The sequence below is a fragment of the Methylobacterium sp. A52T genome (assembly GCF_053346095.1).
The window spans coordinates 1-24,173 of the sequence record NZ_JBKFBI010000088.1 but is presented as its reverse complement, the minus strand read 5'-3'; the positions used below and the strand labels follow the sequence as shown (position 1 = coordinate 24,173).

The following is a 24,173-nucleotide window of genomic DNA, read 5'->3' as shown; positions in this document are numbered from 1 at the left end:
GTCGTCCGCCGCGAGCGCCGCCAGGGTGCGGGTGAGGACCGCCTGGCCGCCGACGCGGCGGTACTGCTTGGGGGTGCCGCCGCCGATGCGGATGCCGCGTCCGGCCGCCACCACCACCGCGGCGACGCCGGCTCCCGCGCTGGCGGGTCCGGTGGCTGGCGTGCCGGTGGCGGGCATGGGCAACGAACTCGCGACGTCCTGAGGGGCGAAATGGCGGCTAGCGCGCGGGCCAGGCGTGCCGCCGTGACCCTGCCGCGGAGGGTGCCCGTCGTTTAAGCGGGGGAGGGCCCGAAATCAACGCGCGGTCCCGCTTGCCAGCGGACCGGCCTTGCCTCATTGTTGTGCAGAATGACGACTGACCATTATTTGAGCGCGCTGCGCCGTGCGGGAACGACCGCGGAGGGGGTAAACGGGACCGATCCCGCGCCGCTCTGCCTGCTCGCGCCGCTTTCGGGCGTCACCGACCTGCACATGCGCCGCATCGCCCGCCGCTGTGGCGCCGACGCGGTCGTCTCCGAGATGGTGGCGGCCCGGGAACTCGCGCGCGGGTCCGGCGAGGCCGCGCTGCGCGCCGAGGGTTCCGGGGTCGACCTGCACGTGGTCCAGCTCGCGGGCTGCGAAGCGGGCCCGATGGCGGAGGCCGCCCGGATCGCGGAGGCCGGCGGCGCCGACGTGATCGACGTGAACATGGGCTGCCCGGCCAAGATCGTGACGGGGATCGCCTCGGGCTCGGCGCTGATGCGCGATCTCGACCACGCCGAGCGCCTGCTCGCCGCGGTCCGGGGCGCGGTGTCGGTCCCGGTGACGGTGAAGATGCGCCTCGGCTGGGACGACGCGAGCCGCAACGCCGCGGATCTCGCCGCCCGGGCCGAGCGGCTGGGCCTGAACGCCGTGACGGTCCACGGGCGGACCCGGCAGCAATTCTACAAGGGCAGCGCCGACTGGGCGGCGATCCGGGCCGTCGTCGCGGCGGTGTCGATCCCGGTGATCGCCAACGGCGACGTGACCGACCTCGCCAGCGCCCGCGCCTGCCTGGACGCGTCGGGCGCCGCGGGGGTCATGATTGGCCGTGCGGCGACCGGGCGCCCCTGGCTGGTCGGGCAGGTCGCCGCGGCGCTCGCGGACCGGCCGGCCGCGGAGCCGTCCCGGGCCGCGCAGGCCGCCCTGGCCGCCGAGCATTACGCGGGGCTGCTGTCGCTCTACGGCCGCGACATGGGCGTGCGCCACGCCCGCAAGCACCTCGCCGCCTACGCCGAGACCGGCGGCGCGCTGGGTCCGGCGGAGCGCGCGACCCTCCTCACCACCACCGACCCGGAGACCGCGCTGACCCTGCTGGCCCGGGCCTTCGCGGGCGCGGCGAACCCCGTGCAGGAGGCCGCGTGAGCGACGATCCCCTCCCGCGCGAGCCCGGCACCCGGCGCGACACGGCCGCCGAGGCCGTCCTGAACGCGCTGCCGCTGCCGGTCCTGACCATCGGCGCCGACGAGCAGATCCTCCACTGCAACCACGCCGCGGAGGCGTTCTTCGACTACTCGGCGCGGCTGATGCAGCGCCGGCGGCTGCGCGACATCATCCCCTTCGCCTCGCCGATCATCGCGCTCGTGGCCGAGGTCCGTCGCCGCCGCGCCAGCGTCAGCGAGTACCGGGTCGAGCTGACCCAGCCGCGGCTCGGCCTGGAGCGCAGCGTCGACGTGTTCGCGACGCCGCTCGGCGACGACGGCGAGGCCGTGGTGATGATGCTCCAGGAGCGCACCATCGCCGACAAGATGAACCGCCAGCTCACCCATCGCGGCGCGGCGCGCTCGATGGTGGCGCTCGGCGCGATGCTGGCCCACGAGATCAAGAACCCGCTCGCCGGCATCCGCGGCGCGGCGCAGCTCCTCGAGAGCACCGGCGCCGAGGAGGACCGGCTGCTCACCCGCCTGATCTGCGACGAGTCGGACCGGATCGTCCGCATCGTCGAGCGCATGGAGCTGTTCGGCGACGAGCGCCCCTCGGATCGCGGCGCCGTCAACGTCCACGGGGTGCTCGACCAGGTGAAGCGCTCGGCGCAGTCGGGCTTCGCCCGGCACATCCGGTTCATCGAGACCTACGACCCGTCGCTGCCGCCGGTGCTCGGCAACCGCGACCAGCTGATCCAAGTGATCCTGAACCTCGTGAAGAACGCCGCCGAGGCGATCGGCCCGGACGCGGTCGAGGGCGAGATCACCCTGTCGACCGCCTTCCGCACCGGCCTGCGCCTGCAGGTTCCGGGCTCCCGCGAGCGGGTCAGCCTGCCGATCGAGGTGGCGGTGCGCGACAACGGCCCGGGCATCTCGGCCGACCTGCTGCCCGACCTGTTCGACCCGTTCGTCACCACCAAGGCGCAGGGCTCCGGCCTGGGTCTTGCTTTGGTGGCCAAGATCGTCGGCGATCACGGCGGGATCGTCGAGTGCGATCCCGCCCCGCGCCGCACGGCGTTCCGCATCCTTCTGCCGATGTCGAGTGCCCGGGACGGGCGCGAATCGGCGATCGATCCGTGATGTCGATCCCCGAATCCGGCCCCCCGTCGGAGGTCTGAGTAGAGAGTCATGCCGAACGGCCACATCATCGTCGCCGACGACGACGCCGCCATCCGCACCGTGCTGAACCAAGCGCTGTCCCGGGCGGGCTACGAGGTCCGCTCGACGGGCAACTGCGCCACCCTCTGGCGCTGGGTCGCGCAGGGGGAGGGCGACCTCGTCATCACCGACGTGGTCATGCCCGACGAGAACGTGTTCGACCTGCTGCCGCGCATCAAGCGGGTGCGGCCGGAGCTGCCGATCATCGTGATGAGCGCGCAGAACACCTTCATGACGGCGATCCGCGCCTCGGAGCGGGGCGCCTACGAGTACCTGCCGAAGCCCTTCGACCTGAAGGAGCTGATCGCCATCGTGGGCCGGGCGCTCTCGCGACCCCGCGGCGCGGCGCCGGCCGGGGCGCCCCCCGAGAACGAGGACATCCCGCTGGTCGGCCGCTCGCCCGCCATGCAGGAGATCTACCGGGCGCTCGCCCGGCTGATGCCGACCGACCTGACCGTGATGATCACCGGCGAGTCGGGCACCGGCAAGGAGCTGGTCGCCCGCGCGCTGCACGATTACGGCCGCCGCCGCACCGGCCCGTTCGTGCCGGTCAACATGGCGGCGATCCCGCGCGACCTGATCGAGTCCGAGCTGTTCGGCCACGAGAAGGGCGCGTTCACGGGGGCGCTCCAGCGCTCCGCCGGCCGGTTCGAGCAGGCCGAGGGCGGCACGCTGTTCCTCGACGAGATCGGCGACATGCCCATGGAGGCGCAGACCCGGCTGCTGCGCGTGCTCCAGCAGGGCGAGTACACGACGGTGGGCGGGCGCGTCCCGATCCGCACCAACGTCCGGATCATCGCGGCCACCAACAAGGACCTGCGGGTCTCGATCCAGCAGGGCATCTTCCGCGAGGACCTGTTCTTCCGCCTCAACGTCGTGCCGCTGCGGCTGCCGGCCCTGCGCGAGCGCTCCGAGGACGTGCCGGACCTCGTCCGCCACTTCTTCGTGCTGGTCGAGCGCGAGGGCCTGACCCGGAAGACCCTCGACGGCGACGCCATGGAGCGGCTGAAGCGCTACCGCTGGCCCGGCAACGTCCGCGAGCTCGAGAACCTCGTCCGGCGGCTCGCCGCCCTGTACCCGCAGGAGACGATCACCGGCCCGGTGATCGAGGCCGAGCTCGACACGCTGCCGCTGGCGACGCCCGCGGCGCCGGCCGCCAACGGCGCCGCCCGCAAGGCCAACGGCGAGTCGGAGACCCTGTCCAGCGCGGTGGAGCGCCACCTCTCGGACTACTTCTCCGGCTATCGCGACACGCTGCCGCCCCCCGGGCTGTATCATCGGATCCTGCGGGAGATCGAGGGCCCGCTGATCGGCGCGGCGCTCGCCGCCACCCGGGGCAACCAGATCCGGGCCGCGGAGCTGCTCGGCGTCAACCGCAACACCCTGCGCAAGAAGGTCCGCGACCTCGACCTGCAGGTCTTCCGGACGGCGCGGTAGGGCGATCCCAGGTCAATCCCTGGCCGATCCCTGGCCGATCCGGCCGAGAGCCCTCATCCCGAGGCGCGTCGGGCGCCTCGCGATAAGCTCCGGAACGGGATGAGCGCGCTCCGGGCCGCCCTCAGCGGCCGGGCAGGATCGGGTCGCCGCGCATCAGCGCGTGCAGCCGCTCCGTGTCGAACCCGTTGGGGATGCTGGGCACGGCCGGCTTCGGCGCGGGCGCGGCCTTCGCCGGAAGCGGGATCGACCCCGTCGCCGACGGCTCGGCCTGGGCGGCACGGACCACCGGCGCCGGCGCCAGATGGGCGAGCCGGTCGGCGCTGACGAGGGCGACGGTCGCCGTCGAGACGAGGACGAGGACGGCGCCGAGGAGGGAACGCAGGATACGCAAGCGACGACCCGGGACGCGACTTGAGACGGCAACAGATTTACGGCGCGGCCGTTAACGAAGCCCCACTCCAAGTCTTCGGGAGGCGATATTGACCAACGTCCAGGCCACCGCGAGCGACAGCCCGTTCATCCAGGGCCGCAACGCGCGCCTCTACGGGAAGCCCGTGAGCGAATGCCCCTATCCGGAGGGCTCCCAGGAGCGCGCCGCGTGGATGGAGGCCTACGAGGAGGCCGTGGTCTCGGATCCGCCCGAGAAGCCGTGACGGCGGAAAACGCGGCGGCCCGGCACTGTGGGCCCGCGCGTCCGGCTTGACCTCGCCGGGCGCGGCGCGCTTCGTGCGGTGCACCGCAACGCGATCTCCGAGCCTCGATGTCCCTGAAGCCCTCGCCCGACGCCACGCAGACCTTCGCGCCCGCGACGCGCCTCGTCCACGCGGGCCGCGACCCGGGCGAGCAGCACGGCTTCGTGAACACGCCGATCTACCGCGGCTCCACGGTCCTCTACCCGACCTACGACGCGATCAAGAACCGGCGCGGGCGCTACAATTACGGTACCTCGGCGACGCCCACCATGGACGCGCTGACGGGGGCCTGGACGGAACTCGCCGGCGCCGCCGGCACCGTCGTGACGCCCTCCGGCCTCGCCGCGCTCACCGTCGCGCTGATGGCCGCGGTGTCGGCGGGCGACCACCTCCTCGTCACCGATTCCGCCTACCGGCCGACCCGCCAGTTCTGCGACGGCGTGCTGGCGCGCTACGGCGTCGAGGTGACCTACTACGACCCGGTCATCGGGGCCGGCATCGCGGCGCTGATGCGCCCGAACACCCGGGCCGTGCTGGTCGAGGCGCCCGGCTCGCAGAGCTTCGAGATGCAGGACATCCCGGCCATCGCCGAGGTGGCGCAAGCCCACGATGCCTGCGTGATCATGGACAACACCTGGGCGACGCCGCTGCTGTTCCCGCCGCACGCGCGCGGGGTCGATATCGCGGTCGAGGCCGGCACCAAGTACCTGAGCGGCGGCTCGGACCTGCTGATCGGCCTGACCTCCGCGAACGCCCGGTACTACCCGGCCGTGCGCCGCACCTTCGACCACTTCGCCATGTGTGCCGGCGCCGAGGACATCTTCCTGGCGCTGCGCGGCCTGCGCACTATGAACCTGCGGCTGCGCGAGCACGGCCGCGCCGGGCTGGAGATGGCCCGGTGGTTCCAGGCGCGGCCCGAGGTGCTGCGGGTGCTCCATCCCGGCCTGCCCGAGGATCCCGGCCACGCGATCTGGAAGCGCGACTTCGCGGGCGCCTCTGGTCTGTTCGGGGTGATCCTCAAGCCGGTGCCCGAGGCGGCGGTGGCGGCCATGCTCGACGGGCTGCAGCTCTTCGGGATGGGCTTCTCCTGGGGCGGCTTCGAGAGCCTCGTGATCCCGTTCGACTGCGCCGGCTACCGGACCGCGACCCGGTGGGCGCCCGGCGGACCGGCGCTCCGCTTCCACATCGGCCTCGAGGACACCGCCGATCTCAAGGCCGACCTCGACGCCGGCTTCGCGCGCCTCCGCGCGGCATCGTAGGGCGGTCCCGTCCCCGACAGGCGGGGACCGGCGAACCTCGGGGCCGGGACGCGCGGCTGGAGTGGCGCCACATCCGCGCAACGTGATGTGCGCGCCCGTCGTCGCGACCGGCGACGGCACCGCCGTATTTGACCTCGCGCCGCGTTCCTGATTGACCGGCCCGGCATGACCACGAGCCTCTCCGCCGGCGGCGCGCCGCGCCTTGCCCCCGTCGACCGGATCGGCCGCGGGCTCGACGCGCTGAGCCTCACCCATGGCAGGGCCGTCGCCGCCCTGCTGGCGCTGTGCCTGCTCCTGTTCCTGCCGGGTCAGATCTCGCTGCAGCCGATGGACCGGGACGAGCCCCGCTTCGCCCAGGCCTCGAAGCAGATGCTGGAGAGCGGCGACCTCGTGGATATCCGCTTCCAGGGCGAGGCGCGGCACAAGAAGCCGGTGGGGATCTACTGGGCGCAGGCCGCCGCCGTGGCGGCCGGCGAGGCGCTGGGCGTGCCCGGAGCCCGCACCCAGATCGCCCTGTACCGCATCCCGTCGCTGATCGGCGCCGTCGCCTCGGTCCTGCTCGCCTACTGGGCGGCGCTCGCCTTCCTGCCCCGACGGTCGTCGCTGCTCGCCGCCGCCCTCTACGGCGCCTGCCTGATGCTCTCGGCCGAGGCCCATCTCGCCAAGACGGACGCGCTGCTCGCCGCCTGCGCCACCGCGAGCCTCGCCGCGCTCGCCCGCGCGTGGCTGGCGCCGCGGGACGGCGGGCCGGTCTCGGGACCGACCTTCGCGGCGTTCTGGCTCGGCATGGCGGTCGGGATCCTGGTGAAGGGGCCGATGGTGCCGCTCTTCGTCGCGCTGCCGGCGCTCGGCCTGTCGCTCGTCGCGCGGTCCGGGCGCTGGCTGCTGCCCCTGCGGCCGTGGCCGGGCCTCGCCTTGACGCTCCTGCTGGTGGCGCCCTGGTTCGCGGCGATCGCCTGGAAGAGCGGCGGCGCGTTCTACGCCGAGGCGGTCGGGCACGACATGCTCGGCAAGGTCGGCGGGGTGGCCGAGCGGCACTGGGGACCGCCCGGAGCCTACGCGCTCGTGTTCTTCGCGACCTTCTGGCCCGGGGCGGCCTTCGCCGCCATGAGCCTGCCCTTCGCGTGGCGGGCGCGGCGGGAGCCCGCCGTGATCTTCCTGATCGCCGCGGTGCTGCCGGCCTGGCTGATCTTCGAGGCGGTGCCCACCAAGCTGCCCCACTACGTGCTGCCGCTGATGCCCTGGCTCGCGATCCTGACCGTGCTGGCGCTGAACCGGGGCGCGCTGGACCCGCGCCTGCGGGGCGCCCGCCTGACGGCCCTGCTGCTGCCGGCGATCCCGGTCGCCCTGACCCTCGGCCTCTGCCTCGCCGGCTGGCGCCTCGACGCCCACACGATCCCGTGGCCGGCCCTCCCGCTGCTCGCCGCCGCCTGCGCGGTCGCGTTCCTGGCCTGGCTCGCCTTCGCGCACGGGTCGGCCGAGCGCGCCCTCGTCCTCGGCGTGCTCGCCTCCGCCCTGCTCGGGCCCGCGGTGCTCGGCGTGGCGCAGCGCTCGCTGCCGGCCCTGAAGGTCTCGCCGCGGCTCGCGGCCCTGCGCGAGCGGATGCCCTGCCCGAACCCGCTGGTGGCGAGCCTCGGCTACCGCGAGCCGAGCCTCGTCTTCCTCGTCGGCACCGGCCTCGCCCTGCCGCCCGACGGGGCCGCCGCCCGGTCCTTCCTCGAGGGCGGAGGCTGCCGCCTGCTGTTCGTGGAATCGCGGGACCGCGACGATTTCAACGCGGCCTGGCCGGTCGGCCGCGGCGCGCCCGCGCCCCTGGCGGAGGTCGAGGGCTTCAACCTCAACACCGGCCGCCGGGTCTTCGTGACGGCCTACGCGGTGGCGCCGTGAGCGGATCCCCCCATCTCAGCGTCGTCGTGCCGGTCAAGAACGAGGCCGGCAACATCGCGCCCCTGGTGGCCGAGATCGAGGCCGCCTGCGCGGGCCTCGCCTTCGAGCTGATCTACGTGGATGACGGCTCCACCGACGGCACGCCGGCGGCCCTGGCGGCGGCCCGGGCGGGGCGCCCCTGGCTGCGGGTGCTGCGCCACGCGCGGAGCGGCGGCCAGTCGGCGGCTGTGCGCAGCGGCGTCCTGGCGGCCCGCGGCGGGATCGTCGCGACCCTCGACGGCGACGGCCAGAACGATCCGGCCTTCATCCCCGCACTGCTCGCGGCCCTGGAGGCGGCGGGACCGGGGGCCGGCCTCGCCCAGGGCCAGCGGCGCGGCCGCAAGGACGGCCGCTTCAAGATGCTGCAGTCCCGGATCGCCAACGGCGTGCGCGGCCGGATCCTCAACGATTCCACCCGCGACACCGGCTGCGGCCTGAAGGTCTTCCGCCGCGCCGTGTATCTCAGGCTGCCGTACTTCGACGCCCTGCACCGGTTCATGCCGGCCCTGGTCGCCCGCGAGGGCTTCTCCGTCGTCCACCGCGACGTGGTCGACCGGCCGCGGCTGACCGGGGTGTCCAATTACGGCCTGTTCGACCGCCTCTGGGTGGGGCTCCTCGATCTCGCCGGCGTCTGGTGGCTGATCCGGCGCAAGCGCGCGGACCCGCGGCCCGAGGAGATCGCCGGCCCGGCCGGCGCGACGGCGGAGCCGCCGGCCGGCCAACCCGCGGACCAGGACGTCGGATGCTGATCCAACTCGCCCACGATCTGCCGGCCTATTTCTACGACGTGTTCGTCACCCGGCTCGACTTCTGGCTGGTATTCGGCGTGGTCGCCCAGGTGGTGTTCGGATCGCGCTTCATCCTGCAATGGATCGCCAGCGAGCGGGCCGGGCGGAGCGTGATGCCGCTGTCGTTCTGGTTCCTGTCGATCCTCGGCGGGATGATGACGCTGGTCTACGGTTTCGTGCGCCGCGAGCCGGTGATCATCATCGGCCAGAGCCTCTCGACCGGCATCTACCTGCGCAACCTCGCGCTGATCTTCCGCGAGCGGCGGAGGAAGCGGGGCGCCGCATGACACGGACGCCGCTGCCCGCCTTCTACGACGACCTCGACGCCACCTTCGAGGAACTGTGGCGGCTGCTCGCGGACGGGGCCGCCCATGGCCGTGGCGGCTTCCACCTGCCGACCCTGGCGACGCTCGGGGCCGACGGCGGGCCGCGGCTGCGCACCGTGGTCCTGCGCGCCGCCGACCCGACCGAGGGGACGCTCCGGTTCCACTGCGACCGCCGCTCCGACAAGGCCGCCGAGATCCTGGCCGATCCGGCGTGCGCCCTCGCGGCCTACGACGCGGCCGCGAAGATCCAGATCCGCGTCGAGGGCCGCGCCGCGCTGCACACCGACGACGCTCTGGCCGAGGCGGCCTGGACCGGGTCCCGGGCGATGAGCCGGGTCTGCTACGGGGCCGAGCCCGGTCCGGGCACGGCGCTTCCGGCGGGGGACGCCTACAGCCTGCCGGACGAGACCGCGGCCGCGACGCTCGGCCGGCCGCACTTCGCCGCCGTTCTGGTTCGGGCCGAGCGGCTGGATCTCCTCTATCTCGACCGCCGCGGGCACCGCCGGGCCGCCTGGCATCGGCTGGCCGGCGGGTGGTCCGGTGGCTGGATCGCGCCGTAGCCGGAGCGCCGTCCGCGAGCCGGGCCGCCCGGAATCGGCCCGCCGGTCCGGATGGCAGCCCTGCACCGCCCGGCCTGTCGCGATCGGGCCGTCCGGGCTAAAGCCCGCGGACCCGGCCGCCCATCCGGGTCGACCGGGAGGACTCCGTGGGCCTCGTCTACGCGCTCGCCGCCTATCTGAGCTGGGGCCTCGTGGTCCCGGTGCATTTCCGGATGCTCGGGGCCTACACGCCGTACCACATCCTGTCGGAGCGGATCGTCTGGTCGAGCGTGTTCGCCGGCGCGCTGGCGCTGATCCTCGCGGCCCGCCACCGTCTCAACCTGCCGCTGCCGCTCCGGAAGCGCCACGCGCTGCTGGTGCTCTCGGCGGCGATGATCGGCGTGAACTGGCTGCTCTACCTCTACGCGGTCAGCGGCGGTCACCTGCTCGACGCGAGCCTCGGCTACTACATCAATCCCCTGGTGAGCGTGGCCTTCGGCCGGGTGGTGCTGGGCGAGCGCCTGCGGCCGGCGCAGGCCGTCGCGATCGGCATCGCCGCGACGGGCGTCGCCGTGGCGGTGGTCTGGGCCGGGGAACTGCCGCTGATGTCGCTGTCGCTGGCGGTCAGCTTCGCCCTCTACGGGCTCGCCCGGAAGATCGTCGGCGTCGACGCGCTGGTCGGCTTCCTGGCCGAGACCCTGCTGCTGCTGCCGGCGGCGATCGTCTGGCTCGTCCTGTCGCCCGAGCCGTTCCTGCCGGCCGCGCCGGGGGACCGCGCCCTGCTGATGCTCACGGGGCTGACCACCGCGCTGCCGCTGATCTGGTTCGCCGCCGCGGCGGTGCGCCTGCGGCTCACCACCCTGGGCCTTCTGCAGTACGTGGCGCCGACCTGCCTGCTCGTCCTGAGCGTCCTCGTCTACGGCGAGCGCGTCGAGCCACATCGGGCGCTGATGCTCGCGCTGATCTGGGTGGCGCTCGCGCTCTACACGATCGACGCCCTGCGTTTTCGCCGGCCGCCGGCCCCCGCGGCCCCGCGGTCGGATCCGGACGCGATGCGTGTATAAGGAATACTGGTTCGAGCCGCCGCGGGGCGGGTGACGGGACAGCGTCGGGTCGATGAGCGAGACTGAGAGCGGCCCAGGATCCGTCACGGAGGCCGATTACCGCAACCTCGCCGAGACGCTGCCGCAGCTCGCCTGGATCGCCGAGGCCGACGGCACCATCGTCTGGTACAATCAGCGCTGGTACGACTACACGGGCACCTCCCTCGAGGAGATGCGGGGCTGGGGCTGGCGCACGGTCCACCACCCGGACCACGTCGCGGCGGTGACCGAGCGCTACCGCGCCGCGATCACGCTGGGCCGGTCCTGGGAAGACACGTTCCCGCTGCGCGGCCGCGACGGGAGCTACCGCTGGTTCCTGTCGAAGGCGCTGCCCCACCGGGACGGATCCGGCCGGATCCTGCGCTGGTACGGGACCAACACCGACATCACCGTCCGCCGCGCGGTCGAGGAGCGCCTGCGCCATTCCGAGCAGCGCTTCCGCGCTCTGGTGGACGCCTCGGCGGCGGTGATCTGGAACACGGACGCGGCGGGCGAGCTGATGCCGCCGCAGGTCCGGTGGAGCACCTATACCGGCCAGACCGAGGAGGCCTACCAGGGCTGGGGCTGGCTGGACGCCGTCCATCCCGACGACCGGGGCCACGCGGCCGATGCCTGGGCCGCCTGCGTGGAGGCGCGCGCGATCTACGAGGTCGAGTACAGGCTGCGCCGGCACGACGGGGCCTGGCGCGCCATGGAGGTGCGCGGCGTGCCGGTTCTCGCCGAGGACGGCTCCCTGCGGGAATGGGTCGGCACCTGCGTCGACGTCACCGAGCGCAAGGAGGCCGAGGAGGCGGTGGAGCGCGCCCGGCAGGCCGCCGAGGCGGCCAACCGGGCGAAGAGCCAGTTCATCGCCAACATGAGCCACGAGCTGCGCACCCCGCTCTCGGCGGTGATCGGCTACTCCGAGATGCTCGGCGAGGAGCTGGAGGATATCGGCCAGGCCGCCCTCCTGCCGGACCTGCGCAAGATCGAGGCGGCCGCCCGCCACCTGCTGTCGCTGATCAACGACGTCCTCGACATCTCGAAGATCGAGGCCGGCCGCATGACCGCCTCGGCCGAGACCTTCACGGTGGCCGACCTGCTCCGGGACGTCTCCGATTCCACCGGATCCCTGGTCGAGAAGAAGGGCAACCGCTTCGTCCTCGACGCCGGCGCGGCGGGCGAGGCCGGCCTCGGGTCCATGCACCAGGACCAGACCAAGATCCGCCAGTGCCTGCTGAACCTGATCGGTAACGCGGCGAAGTTCACCGAGCGGGGGACGATCAGCCTGACGGTGCGGCGGCACCGAGAGGCGGGGGCCGACTGGCTGTCCTTCGCGGTCGCCGACACCGGCATCGGCCTGACCGAGGCCCAGATCGGCCGGCTGTTCGAGCGCTTCGTCCAGGCCGACGATTCGACCACCCGGCAGTTCGGCGGCACGGGCCTCGGGCTCGCCATCACCCGCGCGTTCTGCCGGACGATGGGCGGCGATATCGGCGTCGCCAGCACGCCCGGCGCGGGCGCGACCTTCACGATCCGCCTGCCCGCGACGCTGCGGCCCGAGGACGCGCCGCCGACGGAGGCCGAGGCGCACGCGCCGGTGGAGCCTCACGAGGAGCACGAGACGGTGCTGCTGGTCGACGACGACCCGGCCGCCCGGGAGCTGCTCCAGCGCTTCCTGGAGCGCGAGGGCTTCCACGTCCGCACCGCCAATGACGGCCGCGCCGGCCTGACGCTCGCCCGGGCCCTGAAGCCGCGGGCGATCCTGCTCGACGTCGAGATGCCGCGCATGGACGGCTGGGCGGTCCTGCACGCGGTCCGCAACGACCCCGACCTCGCCGGGACGCCGGTGATCATGACCTCGGTGGTGGCCGAGCAGGGGCTCGGCCAAGCGCTCGGCGCCACCGACTACTTCGTCAAGCCGATCGACTGGGACCGGCTCAAGGGCCTGATGGAGCGCTACCGGCCCGCGGCGCCGAACGAGGCGCGGGTCCTCGTGGTCGACGACGACGCGGATGCCCGCGAGCGCCTGCGCCGGTCGCTCGGCCGCGAGGGCTGGACCGTCGACGAGGCGGAGAACGGCCGGATCGCCCTGGAGCGGGTCAGCCAGGCGCGGCCGAGCCTGATCCTGCTCGACCTGATGATGCCCGAGATGGACGGGTTCGGCTTCCTGCGGGCCCTCCGGTCGCGGCCCGACGGCGACGTGCCCGTGGTGGTGCTCACCGCCAAGGAGGTCACGGCGGCCGAGAAGGAGAGCCTGAACCGGCAGGCCGACCGGGTGATCGCCAAGGGCTCGATGAGCCTCGCGGAGATCGGCCGGCAACTGCGCGTCCTCTACGCGCGTTCGGCGACCGAGCCGGTGCCGGGGCAGCTCCAGGGATTGCTGGATCGGCTCGCCGAGAAGGACGCGGGAGAACCACGATGAGCGCGGACGGGATCGATCCGGAGAAGGCGGTGGCCATCCGGCTGCGGGCGCGGCTCGCGGTGGTGGAGCGGGCGGCGTGGTTCGGCTTCGTCCACGCGATGAAGACCCGGCCGGTCGAGACCGAGGCCTACATCGCCGCGGAGCGGGCGCGCTGCACGGACGGGTTCGGCAGCGGCGCCTGGGCCAAGGACCTCACCGAAGCCGAGCGGACGATGCTCGCCGAGGAGGTCGACAGCGGGCTGGCGCAGCTGCTTGAGGATGCCCGCGCCGAGCTGTGAGGCTCGGCCGGCGGCGAGGAGGCTGGTCCGCGCGTCCCGATGGCAACGAAAGACGATCTCCCGCTTTGACGGCGTGACGTCGACCGGACGACGTCGTTGAGGCGCCCATGCTGTACGAACTCGCGACCCTCTCGTGCCCGCTGCTCGCGGTGGGTCAGGTCTCGGCCGGCGTCGAGGCCTGGCTGGACGATCCCGATGCCAAGGGCGAGCTGGTCGGCTGCTGGCGCACCGAGATCGGGACGCTGGGGCGCCTGATCGTGCTGCGCGGGTTCGCGGCGCCCGAGGACATGACCGCCGAGCGCCGGCGCGCCCTCCTCAGCGCCAACCCGTTCAACGCCGGGCACGTGATCACCGCGCTGGAGATGGACAGCTACGCCCCGTTCCCCTTCCTGCCGCCGATCCGGACGGGCGACCGGGGCGGGGTGTACGAGGTCCGGACCTATCGCCAGAAGCCGGGGGGCCTGCCGCCGACCCTCGCGGCCTGGGAGGCCGCGATCGAGCCGGCACGCGCCTACACGCAGCACCTCGTCGTCAACATGTACGCCCTCGACGGCGCGCCGCGCATCACGCACATCTGGGGCTTCCGCAGCCTGGAGGAGCGGGCCGCGCTGCGAGCCCGCGCCTACGAGGCGGGGATCTGGCCGCCGAAGGGCGGCCCGGACCAGATCGCGGAGGCGACCGCGACGATCGCGCTCCCCCAGGGGCGCTCGCCCCTGCGCTGACCGCCGATCCGTCGAGAGCCGCCACCCGCGCTGGCGCCACCCGAGGGGGCGGCGCCAGCGCCGTCACTCAGCGGCGGCAGACGCCCCGCGGGCCGCGATAGAGGCCGGGCGGGCAGCCGCGTGGAGCGCCGGTGATGGCGCGGCGGATCGCACCGCGCGGGCCGCGATTCAGGCGGCAGCCGCCGTAGGCCCCGCGGTGGGCGCCGAACCCGCAGCCGCCGCGGACGAGGGTGACGGCGGCGTCGCCGCCGGTCAGCGGTGCCACGGGCATCGCCTGGGCTCCGCCGGCGAACAGGGCGACGGACGCGGCGACGATCAGGCCGGTCATTCTCATGAGGTTCTCTCCCGCTGGGCACTGGGCGCGGCCCCGGGCGATCCGGACCGCGTCACGGCCTCCGGCCGCGGCCGGTAACCCCGTGCCCGCGGCATCGTTCCGCGCCGGGCGGGGCCGGCACCGTCGCCGTCGCCGTCGCTCAGGCGCCGAACACGTCGCGCCAGGCCGGCGGAAGGCCCGTGCCGGCCAGAGGCGGCGACGGCGCGTGTCCGGGCAGGCTCGTCGCGGAGAACACGCCGCGGGCCACCGCCCGGGCCAGGACCCGCGCGGCGACGTCGCCGAGGCGGGCGAGGTCGACCACCGGTTCGGCGAGGGGCACGGCGCCGGTCGCCGCGGCGAAGATCAGATCGCCGTCGAGGGGCGTGTGCGCCGGCACGAGGGCGCGGGCGAGTCCGTCCTGCGCGGCCACCGCGAGGCGCCGGCACTGCGCCTTGGTCAGCGCCGCGTCGGTCGCCACCACGGCCAGCGTCGTGGCGGCGCCCGGCAGCGCCCGGGCCGGGAAGGCGAGGGCCTCCGGCGGCACCCGCACCGGCGCGCCGAGACCACCGAACTCGTCGCCCTCCTCGAAGGGCGCCGCCCAGAAATGCGGCCCGGCGCCGATCGTCGCGTTGCCGAAGGCGTTCACGGCCGCGAGCGCCCCGACGCGGAAGCCCATTCCCGGCACGTGCGCCGAGGCGGATCCGATCCCGCCCTTCAGTCGCCCGGTGCGCGCGCCTGTCCCGGCCCCGACCGAGCCCAGGGCGAAATCCTCCGCCGCGGCCGCGGCGGCCTGAAAGCCCAACTCGCGATAGGGCGGATAGCGGCCCCAGGCCTTGTCCCCGCCGTTGGGGAGATCGAACAGGACCGCCCCGGGGACGATCGGCACCCGCATGGCGCCGACCGGGAAGCCGCGCCCGGCCTCGGCGAGCCACGCCGCCACGCCCGCCCCCGCGTCGAGGCCGAAGGCCGAGCCCCCGGAGAGCACGAAGGCGTCGACCCGCTCCACGGTGCGCTCGGGGTCGAGCAGGTCGGTCTCGCGGGTGCCCGGCCCGCCGCCGCGCACGTCGACCGCGGCGATGGCCGGCTCATCGAACACGATCGCGGTGACGCCGCTGGCGAGCCGCAGGTCGGTGGCGTGGCCGACCCGCAGGCCCGGAATGTCGGTGATGCGATTCTGCGGCATGACCTCAGCTTGCCACGCCGCGTCATCGCCGCAAATCCGGCCGGGGCCGTTGACCGCCGGCCGGGGTTTCCCAGGTTGGCAGACGGCACAGCGCGTCGAGGAGCACGGCATGGACGTCGGATTCATCGGGATGGGGCGGATGGGTCGCGCCATGGCGGCCAATCTCGCGCGGGCCGGCCATGCGGTCCGCGCCTGGAACCGCTCGCCGGAGGCCGCGCGCGGCATCGACGGCGTCACCCCGGTGGCGAGCGCCGCCGAGGCCTTCGCCGGGGACGCCGTGATCACCATGCTGGCCGACGACGCGGCCCTCGAGGCCGTGATCGTGGCCGGCGGCCTCCTCGACCGGCCGGAGCGCCCCGGCCTGCATATCGGGATGAGCACGGTCTCGGTGGCCCTGGCGAAGCAGCTCGCCGCCGTCCACGCGCGGGCGGGCGTCCCCTACGTCTCGGCCCCGGTCTTCGGACGCCCGGACGTAGCGGAGGCCGGGAAGCTCAACATCGTTGCCGCGGGAGAGGGAGCCCTGATCGACCGCGCCGGCCCGCTCCTAGACGCCATGGGCGCCAGGACCTGGCGCTTCGGCGACGACCCGACGCGGGCGAACGCCGTCAAGCTCGCCGGCAACTTCATGCTGATCTCGGCGATCGAGGCCATGGCCGAGGCCTGCGCCCTGACGGAGGGCCACGGCGTCCCGGGCGCCGAGTTCCTCGACCTGATGACCAACACGCTGTTCGCCTCGCCGGTCTACAAGGGCTACGGCGCCTCGATCGCGCAGAACCGCTACGAGCCGCCGGGCTTCATCCTCAAGCTCGGGGCCAAGGACGTACGGCTCGCCCTCCAGGCGGCCGAGGGCGCCGGGGTGCCGATGGCCTTCGCGAGCGTGCTGCGGGACGGTCTCATCGAGGCGATCAGCCACGGCGACGGCGAGAAGGATCTCGCGGCGCTCGCCCGCGTCTCCGCCCGGCGCGCAGGCCAGGGTTGAGATCGACGACGATGTCTCGCTTTTCTGGCGAGCCTTAACCCGTCATTTCAACCTCACGACAGAGTGTCCGGCCAGCTATAGGCACGGATACCAATAAATGCGCACACATTCCTATTCGCTGCGCAAGATGACTCTGTCTACGAAAGTCATCCTGCTGGCGATGCTCGCCGTGACACTCACCGCCGGCGCCATCTGGATCACAGTCTCGCGGCAGACCTGGTCGCAGATGGAGGCGCGTCAGCGCACCAACGGCGAGCGCAACCTGAGAACTCTGGCGCTCGTCCTGGCGGCGCGGGTCGAGGGCGCGGCGGCGGATCTCGACGGCGCGCGCGTCGCCCGGGTGTCGACGCCGAGCCTGTCGGGCTTCGCCGATGCCCGCGTCGTGGACGACGCCGTCGCCTACTCGGGCGGCCTGGCGACGGTGTTCAGCTACGAGCCCGCCTCCGACAGCTTCGTGCGGCGCCAGACCACGGTGCGCCGGGAGGACGGGACCCGCGCGGTCGGCACGGCGCTCGCCGCCGACAGCCCGGCCCAGGCCGCGATCCGCGCCGGGGGAACCTACGAGGGGCCGGCGACCCTGTTCGGGCGGCGCTACCACACGGTGTATCAGCCGACGGTCGACGCCGCCGGCAAGGTGAACGGGATCCTGTTCGTCGGCCTGCCGATCGAGATGTACTTCGACGCCCATGCCCAGACGATGACGAGCCTCAGCGTCGCCGCCCTGGTCATCGCGGTGCTGGCCTGCGCCCTCGTCGGTCTGGCGGCGGCGCGACTGTTCCGGCCCTTCGCGACGATCGCGGCGCGGATCGAGGCCCTCGCGGCCGGCGACCTGGACTCGGCGATCCCCCACGCGGCGCGCGGCGACGAGATCGGCACGGTGGCGCGCGCCCTCGAGGTGCTGCGCGTCTCCGGCCTGCGGACCCGGGAACTCGAGAGCCTGCAGAGCGCGGGCGCGGCCGACGAGACGCGGCGGCGGGCCGCCCTCGACCGCGCCATCGAGGCGTTCCGGGGCCAGATCGTCCGCCTGAAGGACGCGCTGACCGCGAGCACCGGCGCGATGCGCGCCCGGGCCGGCGAGATGGCGGCCAGCTCCGCCGAGGCGGAGGCCGCCGTCGCCGAGACCGAGCGCGGCTCGCACGAGACCTCGGCCAGCGTCCAGACCGTCGCGAGCGCCGCCGAGGAGCTCTCCGCCTCCATCGCGGAGATCGGGACCCAGCTCGACCACGCCGAGGCCCTGGTGGCCACGGCCGCCGCGGAGTCGGACGCCATGAACGCCGAGATCGGCGAGCTCGCCGAGGCAGCGGGGCGCATCGGCGCCGTCGTCGGGCTGATCCGCCAGATCGCCGAGCAGACCAACCTGCTGGCGCTCAACGCCACGATCGAGTCCGCCCGGGCCGGCGCCGCCGGCAAGGGCTTCGCCGTGGTGGCCGCGGAGGTGAAGGCGCTGGCGTCGCAGACCGCGCGGGCGACCGAGGAGATCGGCAGCCAGATCGCCGGCGTGCAGGCCTCGACGACGGCGGCCGTGGCGGCCATCGGCCGGATGGGCGAGCGGATGCGGGCGGTCAGCGCCACCACGGGCGGGATCGCGTCGGCGGTCTCGGCCCAGGGCGCGGCCACCGCCGAGATCTCCCGCAACGTCGCCGACACGGCCGGCGCCACCGAGGCCATCGCGGGCGGCCTGACCACGGTCGCCGGCGCCGCGCGGCGCTCGGCCCGCATGGCCGCCACCGTCACCGAGGCGGCCCAGACCGTCGACGCGGTCGCGGCCGATCTCGAGGGCGAGATCGAGCGCTTCCTCGGTCAGGTCGCGGCCTGAGCCCTCAGAGCCCGTAGCGGGCGAAGGCCGCGCGCTCCGCGAGCGCGGCCATCGCCCCCTCGGCCAGGTCGATGCCGCCCGGCGCGCCGCCCCGGCGCAGGATGCGGGAGAGCAGGCCGCCGCGTGCCTCGGCGACGAGGCGCAGGTCGACCTTCTCGCCGAAGCGCGCGCGCATCGCGGTGCGCACGTCGCCCAGTGCGTCGACGAGGCCGAGGGGCAGCGCCTGCCGCCCGGTCCAGACCGCGCCGGTGAACAGGTTCTCGGACGTCGACAGGCCCGGGCGCCGGGCCGTGACGAGGCCGGTGAACAGGTCCTGCACGTCGGCCTGGATGCGCTTCAGGCGCTCCACGTCGGCGGGATCCTCCGGGCGGAACGGGTCGAGCATCGACTTCGCCTCGCCCTGCGTGTGCACCCGGCGCTCGACGCCGAGCTTCTCCAGGAGGCCGTGGAAGCCGAAGCCGGCCGAGACCACGCCGATCGAGCCGACGATCGAGGTCGGGTCGGCGACGATCTCGTCGGCCGCGCAGGCGATCATGTAGCCGCCGGAGGCCGCGACATCCTCCACGAAGGCGATCACCGGCACGCCCTTCTCGTCGGCCAGCGCCCGGATGCGGCGGTGGATCAGGTGCGACTGCGCCGGCGAACCGCCGGGCGAGTTGATCACCAGCGCCACCGCCTTCACCCCCGGCATCCCGAAGGCGCGCTCCAGGCTGCCCGCGACGCCCCCGATCGAGAGCCCCGGCCGGAGCGGCGAGACCGCCCCGATCGTGCCCGACAGCCGGACCACCGCGACCCGCGGGCGTCGGTCCCGGAAGCGGCGCGGCAGGAGGGCGCGGAATGTGTCGGGGAACGCGAACGCCATGGCAGTCTTACGCGGCTCATCGGGAAGCCGGGCGGGGGACGGCCCGGAAGCGCCTGGTGCGGAAACTGGGCGCTTTCCGGCCCCGCGCAAGGGCGGTGCGCGACGGCGGCGCATCTGCGCAGTCAGAACGGATCGAACCGTTTGCCGACCTTGGCCGTTTCAGGCGACGGCGCGAGCCTCGTGCCGGCCCGGATCCGCTGGACTCGGACGGGCGCTCACACGGGAGAGAAACGATGCGACCCTGGCCGATCCTGGTCCTCCTCGCCGCGCTGCTCGGCGGGCTGGCGAGTGCGCCCGCGCGCGCGGCGCCCCTGCCGGTCCCCGCGAGCGCCGAGGCCGCCGCGCCCGCCCCCGCGGTGCAGCAGGCGCACTGGCGCTACCGCCGCCACTGGCACCGGCGTCACCACTGGCGGCGCCACTGGCACCATCGCCGCCACCACTGGCATCGCCGCCACCACTGGCACCGGCACCACCATTTCCGCCGCCACTGGCACCGCCACCACGTCTGGCACGGCCGCCCGTACGGCCACCGGCACGTCACGTTCTACTGAGCCAAGCCCCCGCGCCCCGGCCCGGTCCGGCCGGGGCGCGGCCCCGCCGGGAACTGTGCCGGGGACCGTGCCGGGGACCCCGCGGCCGAGCCTGCAGGCGGCCGCGCTGCGACCTTGCGGCGGGCCTCGGAAAACCTTATTTAACCGTCTGATATCACTGCTCTTCCGCAAGGCCGTTCCGGCGCATCGCGCGCCGCTTGGCCGCCGCGAGCACCGCCCCTCCGGGCTTCAGAACGGAAATCGACTTGGCCGAGAACGATCCGACTGGCGCAGCCCCGCCCGCCAGCGACATCCGCCCCGTCTCCATCACCGACGAGATGCGCCGCTCCTACCTCGATTACGCGATGAGCGTGATCGTGAGCCGGGCGCTTCCCGACGCCCGCGACGGTCTCAAGCCGGTGCACCGGCGCATCCTCTACTCCGCCTTCGAGTCCGGGCACCTGCCCGAGCGGAAATACGTCAAGTCGGCCCGCATCGTCGGCGACGTGATCGGTCTCTACCACCCGCACGGCGACCAATCGATCTACGACGCCCTCGTGCGGATGGCGCAGGACTTCTCCATGCGCCTCATGCTCATCGACGGGCAGGGCAATTTCGGCTCGGTGGACGGCGATCCGCCGGCCGCCATGCGCTACACCGAATCGCGGCTGGCCAAGCCCGCGACCGCGCTGCTCACCGACATCGACAAGAACACCGTCGATTTCGGCCCGAACTACGACGAGTCGCGCGAGGAGCCGACCGTCCTGCCGGCCCGCTTCCCGAACCTGCTGGTCAACGGCGCCGGCGGCATCGCGGTCGGCATGGCGACCAACATCCCGCCGCACAATCTCGGCGAGCTGATCGACGCCTGCGTGGCGCTGATCGACGATCCGGGCCTGACCATCGAGCAGCTCACCGAGATCGTGCCCGGCCCGGACTTCCCGACCGGCGGCATGATCCTCGGCCGCGCCGGCACCCGGCAGGCCTACGCGACGGGCCGCGGCTCGGTGATCATGCGCGCCAAGTCGCATGTCGAGGAGCTGCGCAAGGAGCGCGAGGCGCTGATCTTCACCGAGATCCCCTACCAGGTGAACAAGGCGACGCTCGTCGAGAAGATCGCCGAGCTGGTGAAGGAGAAGCGCGTCGAGGGCATCTCCGACCTGCGCGACGAATCCGACCGGTCGGGCATGCGCATCGTCGTCGAGATCAAGCGCGACGCCATGGCCGACGTGGTGCTGAACCAGCTCTACCGGTTCACGCCCCTGCAATCCTCCTTCGGTTGCAACATGGTGGCGCTGAACGGCGGCCGCCCCGAGCTGATGAACCTGAAGGACCTGCTCCAGGCCTTCGTCGACTTCCGCGAGGAGGTCGTCTCCCGCCGGACCAAGTTCCTCCTCGGCAAGGCCCGCGAGCGGGCGCACGTCTTGTGCGGCCTCGCCATCGCGGTCGCCAACATCGACGAGGTGATCCGCCTGATCCGCACCTCGCCGGACCCGAACTCGGCCCGCGAGGCCCTGATGGGCCGGGACTGGCCGGCCCACGACATCGCGCCGCTGATCGCGCTCGTGGACGACCCGCGCCACCGGGTCGCCGAGGACGGGACCTACCGCCTGTCCGAGACCCAGGCCCGCGCCATCCTCGACCTGCGCCTGCAGCGCCTGACCGCTCTGGGCCGCGACGAGGTCGGCGACGAGCTGAAGACGCTGGCCGACGAGATCGCCGACTATCTCGACATCCTGCGCTCGCGCGCCCGCATCCAGGGGATCGTCAAGGGCGAACTGGCCGAGGTGCGCGAGCAGTTCGCCACCCCGCGCCGGACCGAGATCGTCGACTTCGACGGCAGCGTCGAGGACGAGGACCTGATCGCCCGCGAGGACATGGTGGTGACCGTGTCGCACGCCGGCTACGTGAAGCGCGTGCCGCTCTCGACCTACCGGGCCCAGCGCCGCGGCGGCAAGGGCCGCTCCGGCATGGCGACCCGCGACGAGGATTTCGTCACCCGCCTGTTCGTGGCCAACACCCACACACCGGTGCTGTTCTTCTCCAGCCAGGGCCAGGCCTACAAGGAGAAGGTCTGGCGCCTGCCGATGGCCGCCCCGAACGCCCGCGGCAAGGCGCTCGTGAACATCTTGCAGCTCCAGGACACGTCCGAGCGCATCACCACGATCATGCCGCTGCCCGAGGACGAGGCGTCGTGGGAGACGCTCGACGTCATGTTCGCGACCGCGCGCGGCAACGTCCGGCGCAACAAGCTGTCGGACTTCACCACGGTGAACCGCAACGGCAAGATCGCCATGAAGCTCGACCCGGGCGACCACATCGTCCACGTCGAGATCTGCCGTCCGGACCAGAACGTGCTGCTGACCACGGCGCTCGGCCAGTGCATCCGCTTCCCCGTCGAGGACGTGCGCGTGTTCAAGGGCCGCGACTCGACCGGCGTGCGCGGCATACTGCTCGCCAAGGACGACCGGGTCATCTCGATGACCATCCTGAACGCCTTCGACGCCAGCGCCGAGGAGCGGGCCGGCTACCTGAAGATGCGCCGCGCCGTGACCGGCGAGGCCGAGGAGAACGGCGACGCCGAGCCCGAGGACGGCGCCGAGGCGGCGGCGATCTCGCTCGACCGCTACAACGAGATGGGGGCGGCCGAGCAGTACGTGCTGACCCTGTCGGAGCGGGGTTTTGGCAAGCGCTCCTCGTCGTTCGAGTACCGGACCTCGGGACGCGGGGGTAAGGGCATCACGGCGATGCGGGTCAACGCCCGCAACGGCAGCCTCGTGGCGTCCTTCCCGGTCGAGGCCTCGGACCAGATCATGCTGGTCACCGACGGCGGCCAGCTGATCCGCGTGCCAGTGGACGACATTCGCATCGTCGGCCGCGCCTCGCAGGGCGTGACGGTGTTCAACACCGCCAAGGACGAGAAGGTCGTCTCTGTGGAGCACATCGAGGGCGAGGACGAGGGCGCCGAGGCCGGCCCCGAGGGCGGCGAGGAGGCCTGAGGCGCCGCCCGGTTCCGTCCGGCGCGAAAATGCTCTAGGTCGGGTCGCGATGACCCGCACTGCCCTCTACGCCGGCTCGTTCGATCCGGTCACGAACGGCCATCTCGACGTGGTCCGCCAAGCCTGCCGGCTGGTGGACCGCCTCGTGATCGCCATCGGCGTCCATCCCGGCAAGGCGCCGCTGTTCTCCGCCGAGGAGCGGGCGGCGCTGCTGACCGAGACCTGCGGGCCGGTGGCCGAGGCCGAGGGCGCGGCGCTGGAGATCGTCACCTTCAACGATCTCGCCGTCTCGGCCGCCCGGCGCTGCGGCGCCGCGATCTTCATCCGCGGCCTGCGCGACGGCACGGATCTCGACTACGAGATGCAGCTCGCCGGCATGAACGGCGCCATGGCGCCCGAGGTGCAGACCGTGTTCCTGCCCGCCTCGACGCAGGCCCGCCCGATCACCGCGACGCTCGTGCGCCAGATCGCCGGCATGGGGGGCGACGTCTCGCCCTTCGTGCCCGCTCCCGTCGCCGCGCGCCTCCGGCAGCGCTTCGCCGCCCATTCCTGAGACCGGCCCGACCCTGGAAGGACTTCGATGAACCGACGCCACGCCCTCCTCGCGCTCGCCCTGACGCTCGGCACTGCCCAGGCGGCCCGGGCCGCCGACGCCAACACGGTCTATCTCCAGACCAAGGACGGGCGGATCACCATCGAGCTGCGGCCCGACATCGCGCCCAAGCACGTCAAGCAGATCAAGACGCTGGTCTCGCAGGGCTTCTACAACGGCCTCAAGTTCCACCGCGTCATCGACGGTTTCATGGCCCAGACCGGCGACCCGAAGGGCAACGGCACCGGCGGTTCCAGCCTGCCGAACATCCCGGCCGAGTTCACGCAGTCGGCCCAGTTCCGCCGCGGCACAGTGGGCATGGCCCGCTCGCAGGATCCGAACTCGGCGAACTCGCAGTTCTTCATCTGCCTCGGCGACGCACCGTTCCTGAACGGCCAGTACACGATCGTCGGCAACGTCACGGACGGTCTCGACGTCCTCGACAAGATCAAGAAGGCCGCCCCGGGCGCGCCGGGCGGGGCCGTCCAGGATCCCGACAAGATCGTCAGCATGACGCTCGCCGAGAAGGCCAAGTAGCGGCCGGATGCCGGGCCGGCGCGCCGCCTCGATCCTCCTGCTGAGCTTGATCCCGGCGGCCGCCGCGGCCTATGACGGCGCGCCGTTCTACAGCTACGCCGAAGAGCCGGGGGGCGGCTACCCGCTGAGCCTGCCCCAGACCCTGCGCGCCACGGTCCCGGTCCCGGTCGCCCGGATGGCGACCAAGCCCGCCGACACCCTGGCCGAGCTCTACCCGGCGCTCGCCGCCTGCTGGCAGGCGCCGGGCCGGCCCCGCCTCCCCCGGGGCGGGGCCGGCGGCGAGCAGGG

The 24,173-nt window shown here is 73.3% G+C and carries 24 protein-coding genes and 1 pseudogene; 20 read left to right on the top strand and 5 right to left on the bottom strand.

Translation table 11 applies throughout. From position 1 onward, the window contains the following. The coding region (locus ACLBYE_RS19885; protein WP_447695475.1) for a 2-C-methyl-D-erythritol 4-phosphate cytidylyltransferase at positions 1 to 177 on the bottom strand (177 nt) is incomplete at its 3' end. Positions 178 to 348: 171 nt separating this feature from the next. Here ACLBYE_RS19885 and dusB point away from each other — a divergent pair. Genes dusB through ntrC form a run of 3 tightly spaced genes read left to right on the top strand, consistent with a single transcriptional unit; the run spans position 349 to position 4,037 of the window. Then, positions 349 to 1,383, top strand: a complete 1,035-nt coding sequence (gene dusB / locus ACLBYE_RS19880) for a tRNA dihydrouridine synthase DusB (protein ID WP_447695474.1) — start codon at positions 349 to 351, stop codon at positions 1,381 to 1,383. Beyond that, a complete protein-coding gene (locus tag ACLBYE_RS19875; RefSeq protein ID WP_447695473.1) occupies positions 1,380 to 2,522 on the top strand; it encodes a two-component system sensor histidine kinase NtrB in 1,143 nt (380 codons plus the stop codon). Before dusB ends, ACLBYE_RS19875 begins: the two co-directional genes overlap by 4 nt. A gap of 48 nt (positions 2,523 to 2,570) precedes the next feature. Then, entirely contained in the window at positions 2,571 to 4,037 is a 1,467-nt protein-coding gene (gene ntrC / locus ACLBYE_RS19870; protein ID WP_012319142.1) for a nitrogen regulation protein NR(I), read from the top strand. Positions 4,038 to 4,158: 121 nt separating this feature from the next. On the opposite strand, the gene ACLBYE_RS19865 is transcribed toward ntrC, so the two are convergent. Next, positions 4,159 to 4,428, bottom strand: coding sequence for a hypothetical protein (locus tag ACLBYE_RS19865; protein ID WP_056532366.1), 270 nt, complete (start codon positions 4,426 to 4,428; stop codon positions 4,159 to 4,161). An 88-nt stretch (positions 4,429 to 4,516) separates the two neighbouring features. Between ACLBYE_RS19865 and ACLBYE_RS19860 the strand changes: the two genes are divergently transcribed. The 10 genes from ACLBYE_RS19860 (at position 4,517) to ACLBYE_RS19815 (ending at position 14,074) form a co-directional block, all read left to right on the top strand. Continuing rightward, entirely contained in the window at positions 4,517 to 4,690 is a 174-nt protein-coding gene (locus ACLBYE_RS19860) for a ribosome modulation factor (RefSeq protein ID WP_012319140.1), read from the top strand. A gap of 107 nt (positions 4,691 to 4,797) precedes the next feature. Further along, positions 4,798 to 5,988, top strand: coding sequence for a cystathionine beta-lyase (gene metC, locus ACLBYE_RS19855; RefSeq protein WP_447695472.1), 1,191 nt, complete (start codon positions 4,798 to 4,800; stop codon positions 5,986 to 5,988). A 165-nt stretch (positions 5,989 to 6,153) separates the two neighbouring features. Further along, on the top strand, positions 6,154 to 7,875 hold the full coding sequence (locus ACLBYE_RS19850; RefSeq protein ID WP_447695471.1) for an ArnT family glycosyltransferase: 1,722 nt from the start codon (positions 6,154 to 6,156) through the stop codon (positions 7,873 to 7,875). Then, positions 7,872 to 8,663: a glycosyltransferase gene (locus ACLBYE_RS19845; RefSeq protein WP_447695470.1), complete on the top strand. Its 792-nt coding sequence runs from the start codon at positions 7,872 to 7,874 to the stop codon at positions 8,661 to 8,663. Before ACLBYE_RS19850 ends, ACLBYE_RS19845 begins: the two co-directional genes overlap by 4 nt. Then, entirely contained in the window at positions 8,657 to 8,989 is a 333-nt protein-coding gene (locus ACLBYE_RS19840; protein ID WP_447695469.1) for a lipid-A-disaccharide synthase N-terminal domain-containing protein, read from the top strand. The genes ACLBYE_RS19845 and ACLBYE_RS19840 overlap by 7 nt, the downstream gene beginning before the upstream one ends. Next, positions 8,986 to 9,588: a pyridoxamine 5'-phosphate oxidase family protein gene (locus ACLBYE_RS19835; RefSeq protein WP_447695468.1), complete on the top strand. Its 603-nt coding sequence runs from the start codon at positions 8,986 to 8,988 to the stop codon at positions 9,586 to 9,588. The genes ACLBYE_RS19840 and ACLBYE_RS19835 overlap by 4 nt, the downstream gene beginning before the upstream one ends. Before the next feature lie 146 nt (positions 9,589 to 9,734). Next, positions 9,735 to 10,631: an EamA family transporter RarD gene (gene rarD, locus ACLBYE_RS19830; protein WP_020095402.1), complete on the top strand. Its 897-nt coding sequence runs from the start codon at positions 9,735 to 9,737 to the stop codon at positions 10,629 to 10,631. 52 nt (positions 10,632 to 10,683) lie between these two features. Next, positions 10,684 to 13,074: a response regulator gene (locus tag ACLBYE_RS19825; protein WP_447695467.1), complete on the top strand. Its 2,391-nt coding sequence runs from the start codon at positions 10,684 to 10,686 to the stop codon at positions 13,072 to 13,074. Beyond that, positions 13,071 to 13,352: a hypothetical protein gene (locus ACLBYE_RS19820; RefSeq protein WP_447695466.1), complete on the top strand. Its 282-nt coding sequence runs from the start codon at positions 13,071 to 13,073 to the stop codon at positions 13,350 to 13,352. The genes ACLBYE_RS19825 and ACLBYE_RS19820 overlap by 4 nt, the downstream gene beginning before the upstream one ends. A gap of 107 nt (positions 13,353 to 13,459) precedes the next feature. Beyond that, positions 13,460 to 14,074: an NIPSNAP family protein gene (locus ACLBYE_RS19815; RefSeq protein WP_447695465.1), complete on the top strand. Its 615-nt coding sequence runs from the start codon at positions 13,460 to 13,462 to the stop codon at positions 14,072 to 14,074. A 67-nt stretch (positions 14,075 to 14,141) separates the two neighbouring features. On the opposite strand, the gene ACLBYE_RS19810 is transcribed toward ACLBYE_RS19815, so the two are convergent. Continuing rightward, positions 14,142 to 14,408, bottom strand: a complete 267-nt coding sequence (locus ACLBYE_RS19810) for a GCG_CRPN prefix-to-repeats domain-containing protein (RefSeq protein WP_165923109.1) — start codon at positions 14,406 to 14,408, stop codon at positions 14,142 to 14,144. A 139-nt stretch (positions 14,409 to 14,547) separates the two neighbouring features. Then, positions 14,548 to 15,570 (bottom strand): P1 family peptidase, encoded by a 1,023-nt coding sequence (locus ACLBYE_RS19805; protein WP_447695464.1) that lies wholly within the window; start codon positions 15,568 to 15,570, stop codon positions 14,548 to 14,550. Between ACLBYE_RS19805 and ACLBYE_RS19800 the strand changes: the two genes are divergently transcribed. Further along, entirely contained in the window at positions 15,464 to 16,549 is a 1,086-nt protein-coding gene (locus ACLBYE_RS19800; protein ID WP_447695463.1) for an NAD(P)-dependent oxidoreductase, read from the top strand. The genes ACLBYE_RS19805 and ACLBYE_RS19800 overlap by 107 nt on opposite strands. 97 nt (positions 16,550 to 16,646) lie before the next feature. Further along, a complete protein-coding gene (locus ACLBYE_RS19795) occupies positions 16,647 to 18,365 on the top strand; it encodes a methyl-accepting chemotaxis protein (RefSeq protein WP_447695462.1) in 1,719 nt (572 codons plus the stop codon). Between the two features lie 4 nt (positions 18,366 to 18,369). On the opposite strand, the gene ACLBYE_RS19790 is transcribed toward ACLBYE_RS19795, so the two are convergent. Further along, on the bottom strand, positions 18,370 to 19,227 hold the full coding sequence (locus ACLBYE_RS19790) for a S49 family peptidase (RefSeq protein WP_447695461.1): 858 nt from the start codon (positions 19,225 to 19,227) through the stop codon (positions 18,370 to 18,372). A 233-nt stretch (positions 19,228 to 19,460) separates the two neighbouring features. Here ACLBYE_RS19790 and ACLBYE_RS19785 point away from each other — a divergent pair, with 233 nt between their 5' ends. The 5 genes and pseudogenes from ACLBYE_RS19785 to ACLBYE_RS19765 form a co-directional block, all read left to right on the top strand. After that, entirely contained in the window at positions 19,461 to 19,778 is a 318-nt protein-coding gene (locus ACLBYE_RS19785) for a hypothetical protein (RefSeq protein ID WP_447695460.1), read from the top strand. Positions 19,779 to 20,023: 245 nt separating this feature from the next. After that, positions 20,024 to 22,756 carry a DNA gyrase subunit A gene (gene gyrA / locus ACLBYE_RS19780; RefSeq protein WP_447695459.1) on the top strand — a complete coding sequence of 911 codons (2,733 nt, stop codon included), beginning with the start codon at positions 20,024 to 20,026 and terminating at the stop codon, positions 22,754 to 22,756. A gap of 49 nt (positions 22,757 to 22,805) precedes the next feature. Next, on the top strand, positions 22,806 to 23,309 hold the full coding sequence (gene coaD, locus ACLBYE_RS19775; RefSeq protein WP_447695458.1) for a pantetheine-phosphate adenylyltransferase: 504 nt from the start codon (positions 22,806 to 22,808) through the stop codon (positions 23,307 to 23,309). Between the two features lie 27 nt (positions 23,310 to 23,336). Further along, positions 23,337 to 23,885 (top strand): peptidylprolyl isomerase, encoded by a 549-nt coding sequence (locus ACLBYE_RS19770; RefSeq protein ID WP_020095390.1) that lies wholly within the window; start codon positions 23,337 to 23,339, stop codon positions 23,883 to 23,885. 7 nt (positions 23,886 to 23,892) lie between these two features. Beyond that, positions 23,893 to 24,173, top strand: a pseudogene (locus ACLBYE_RS19765) (hypothetical protein); the annotation flags it as partial.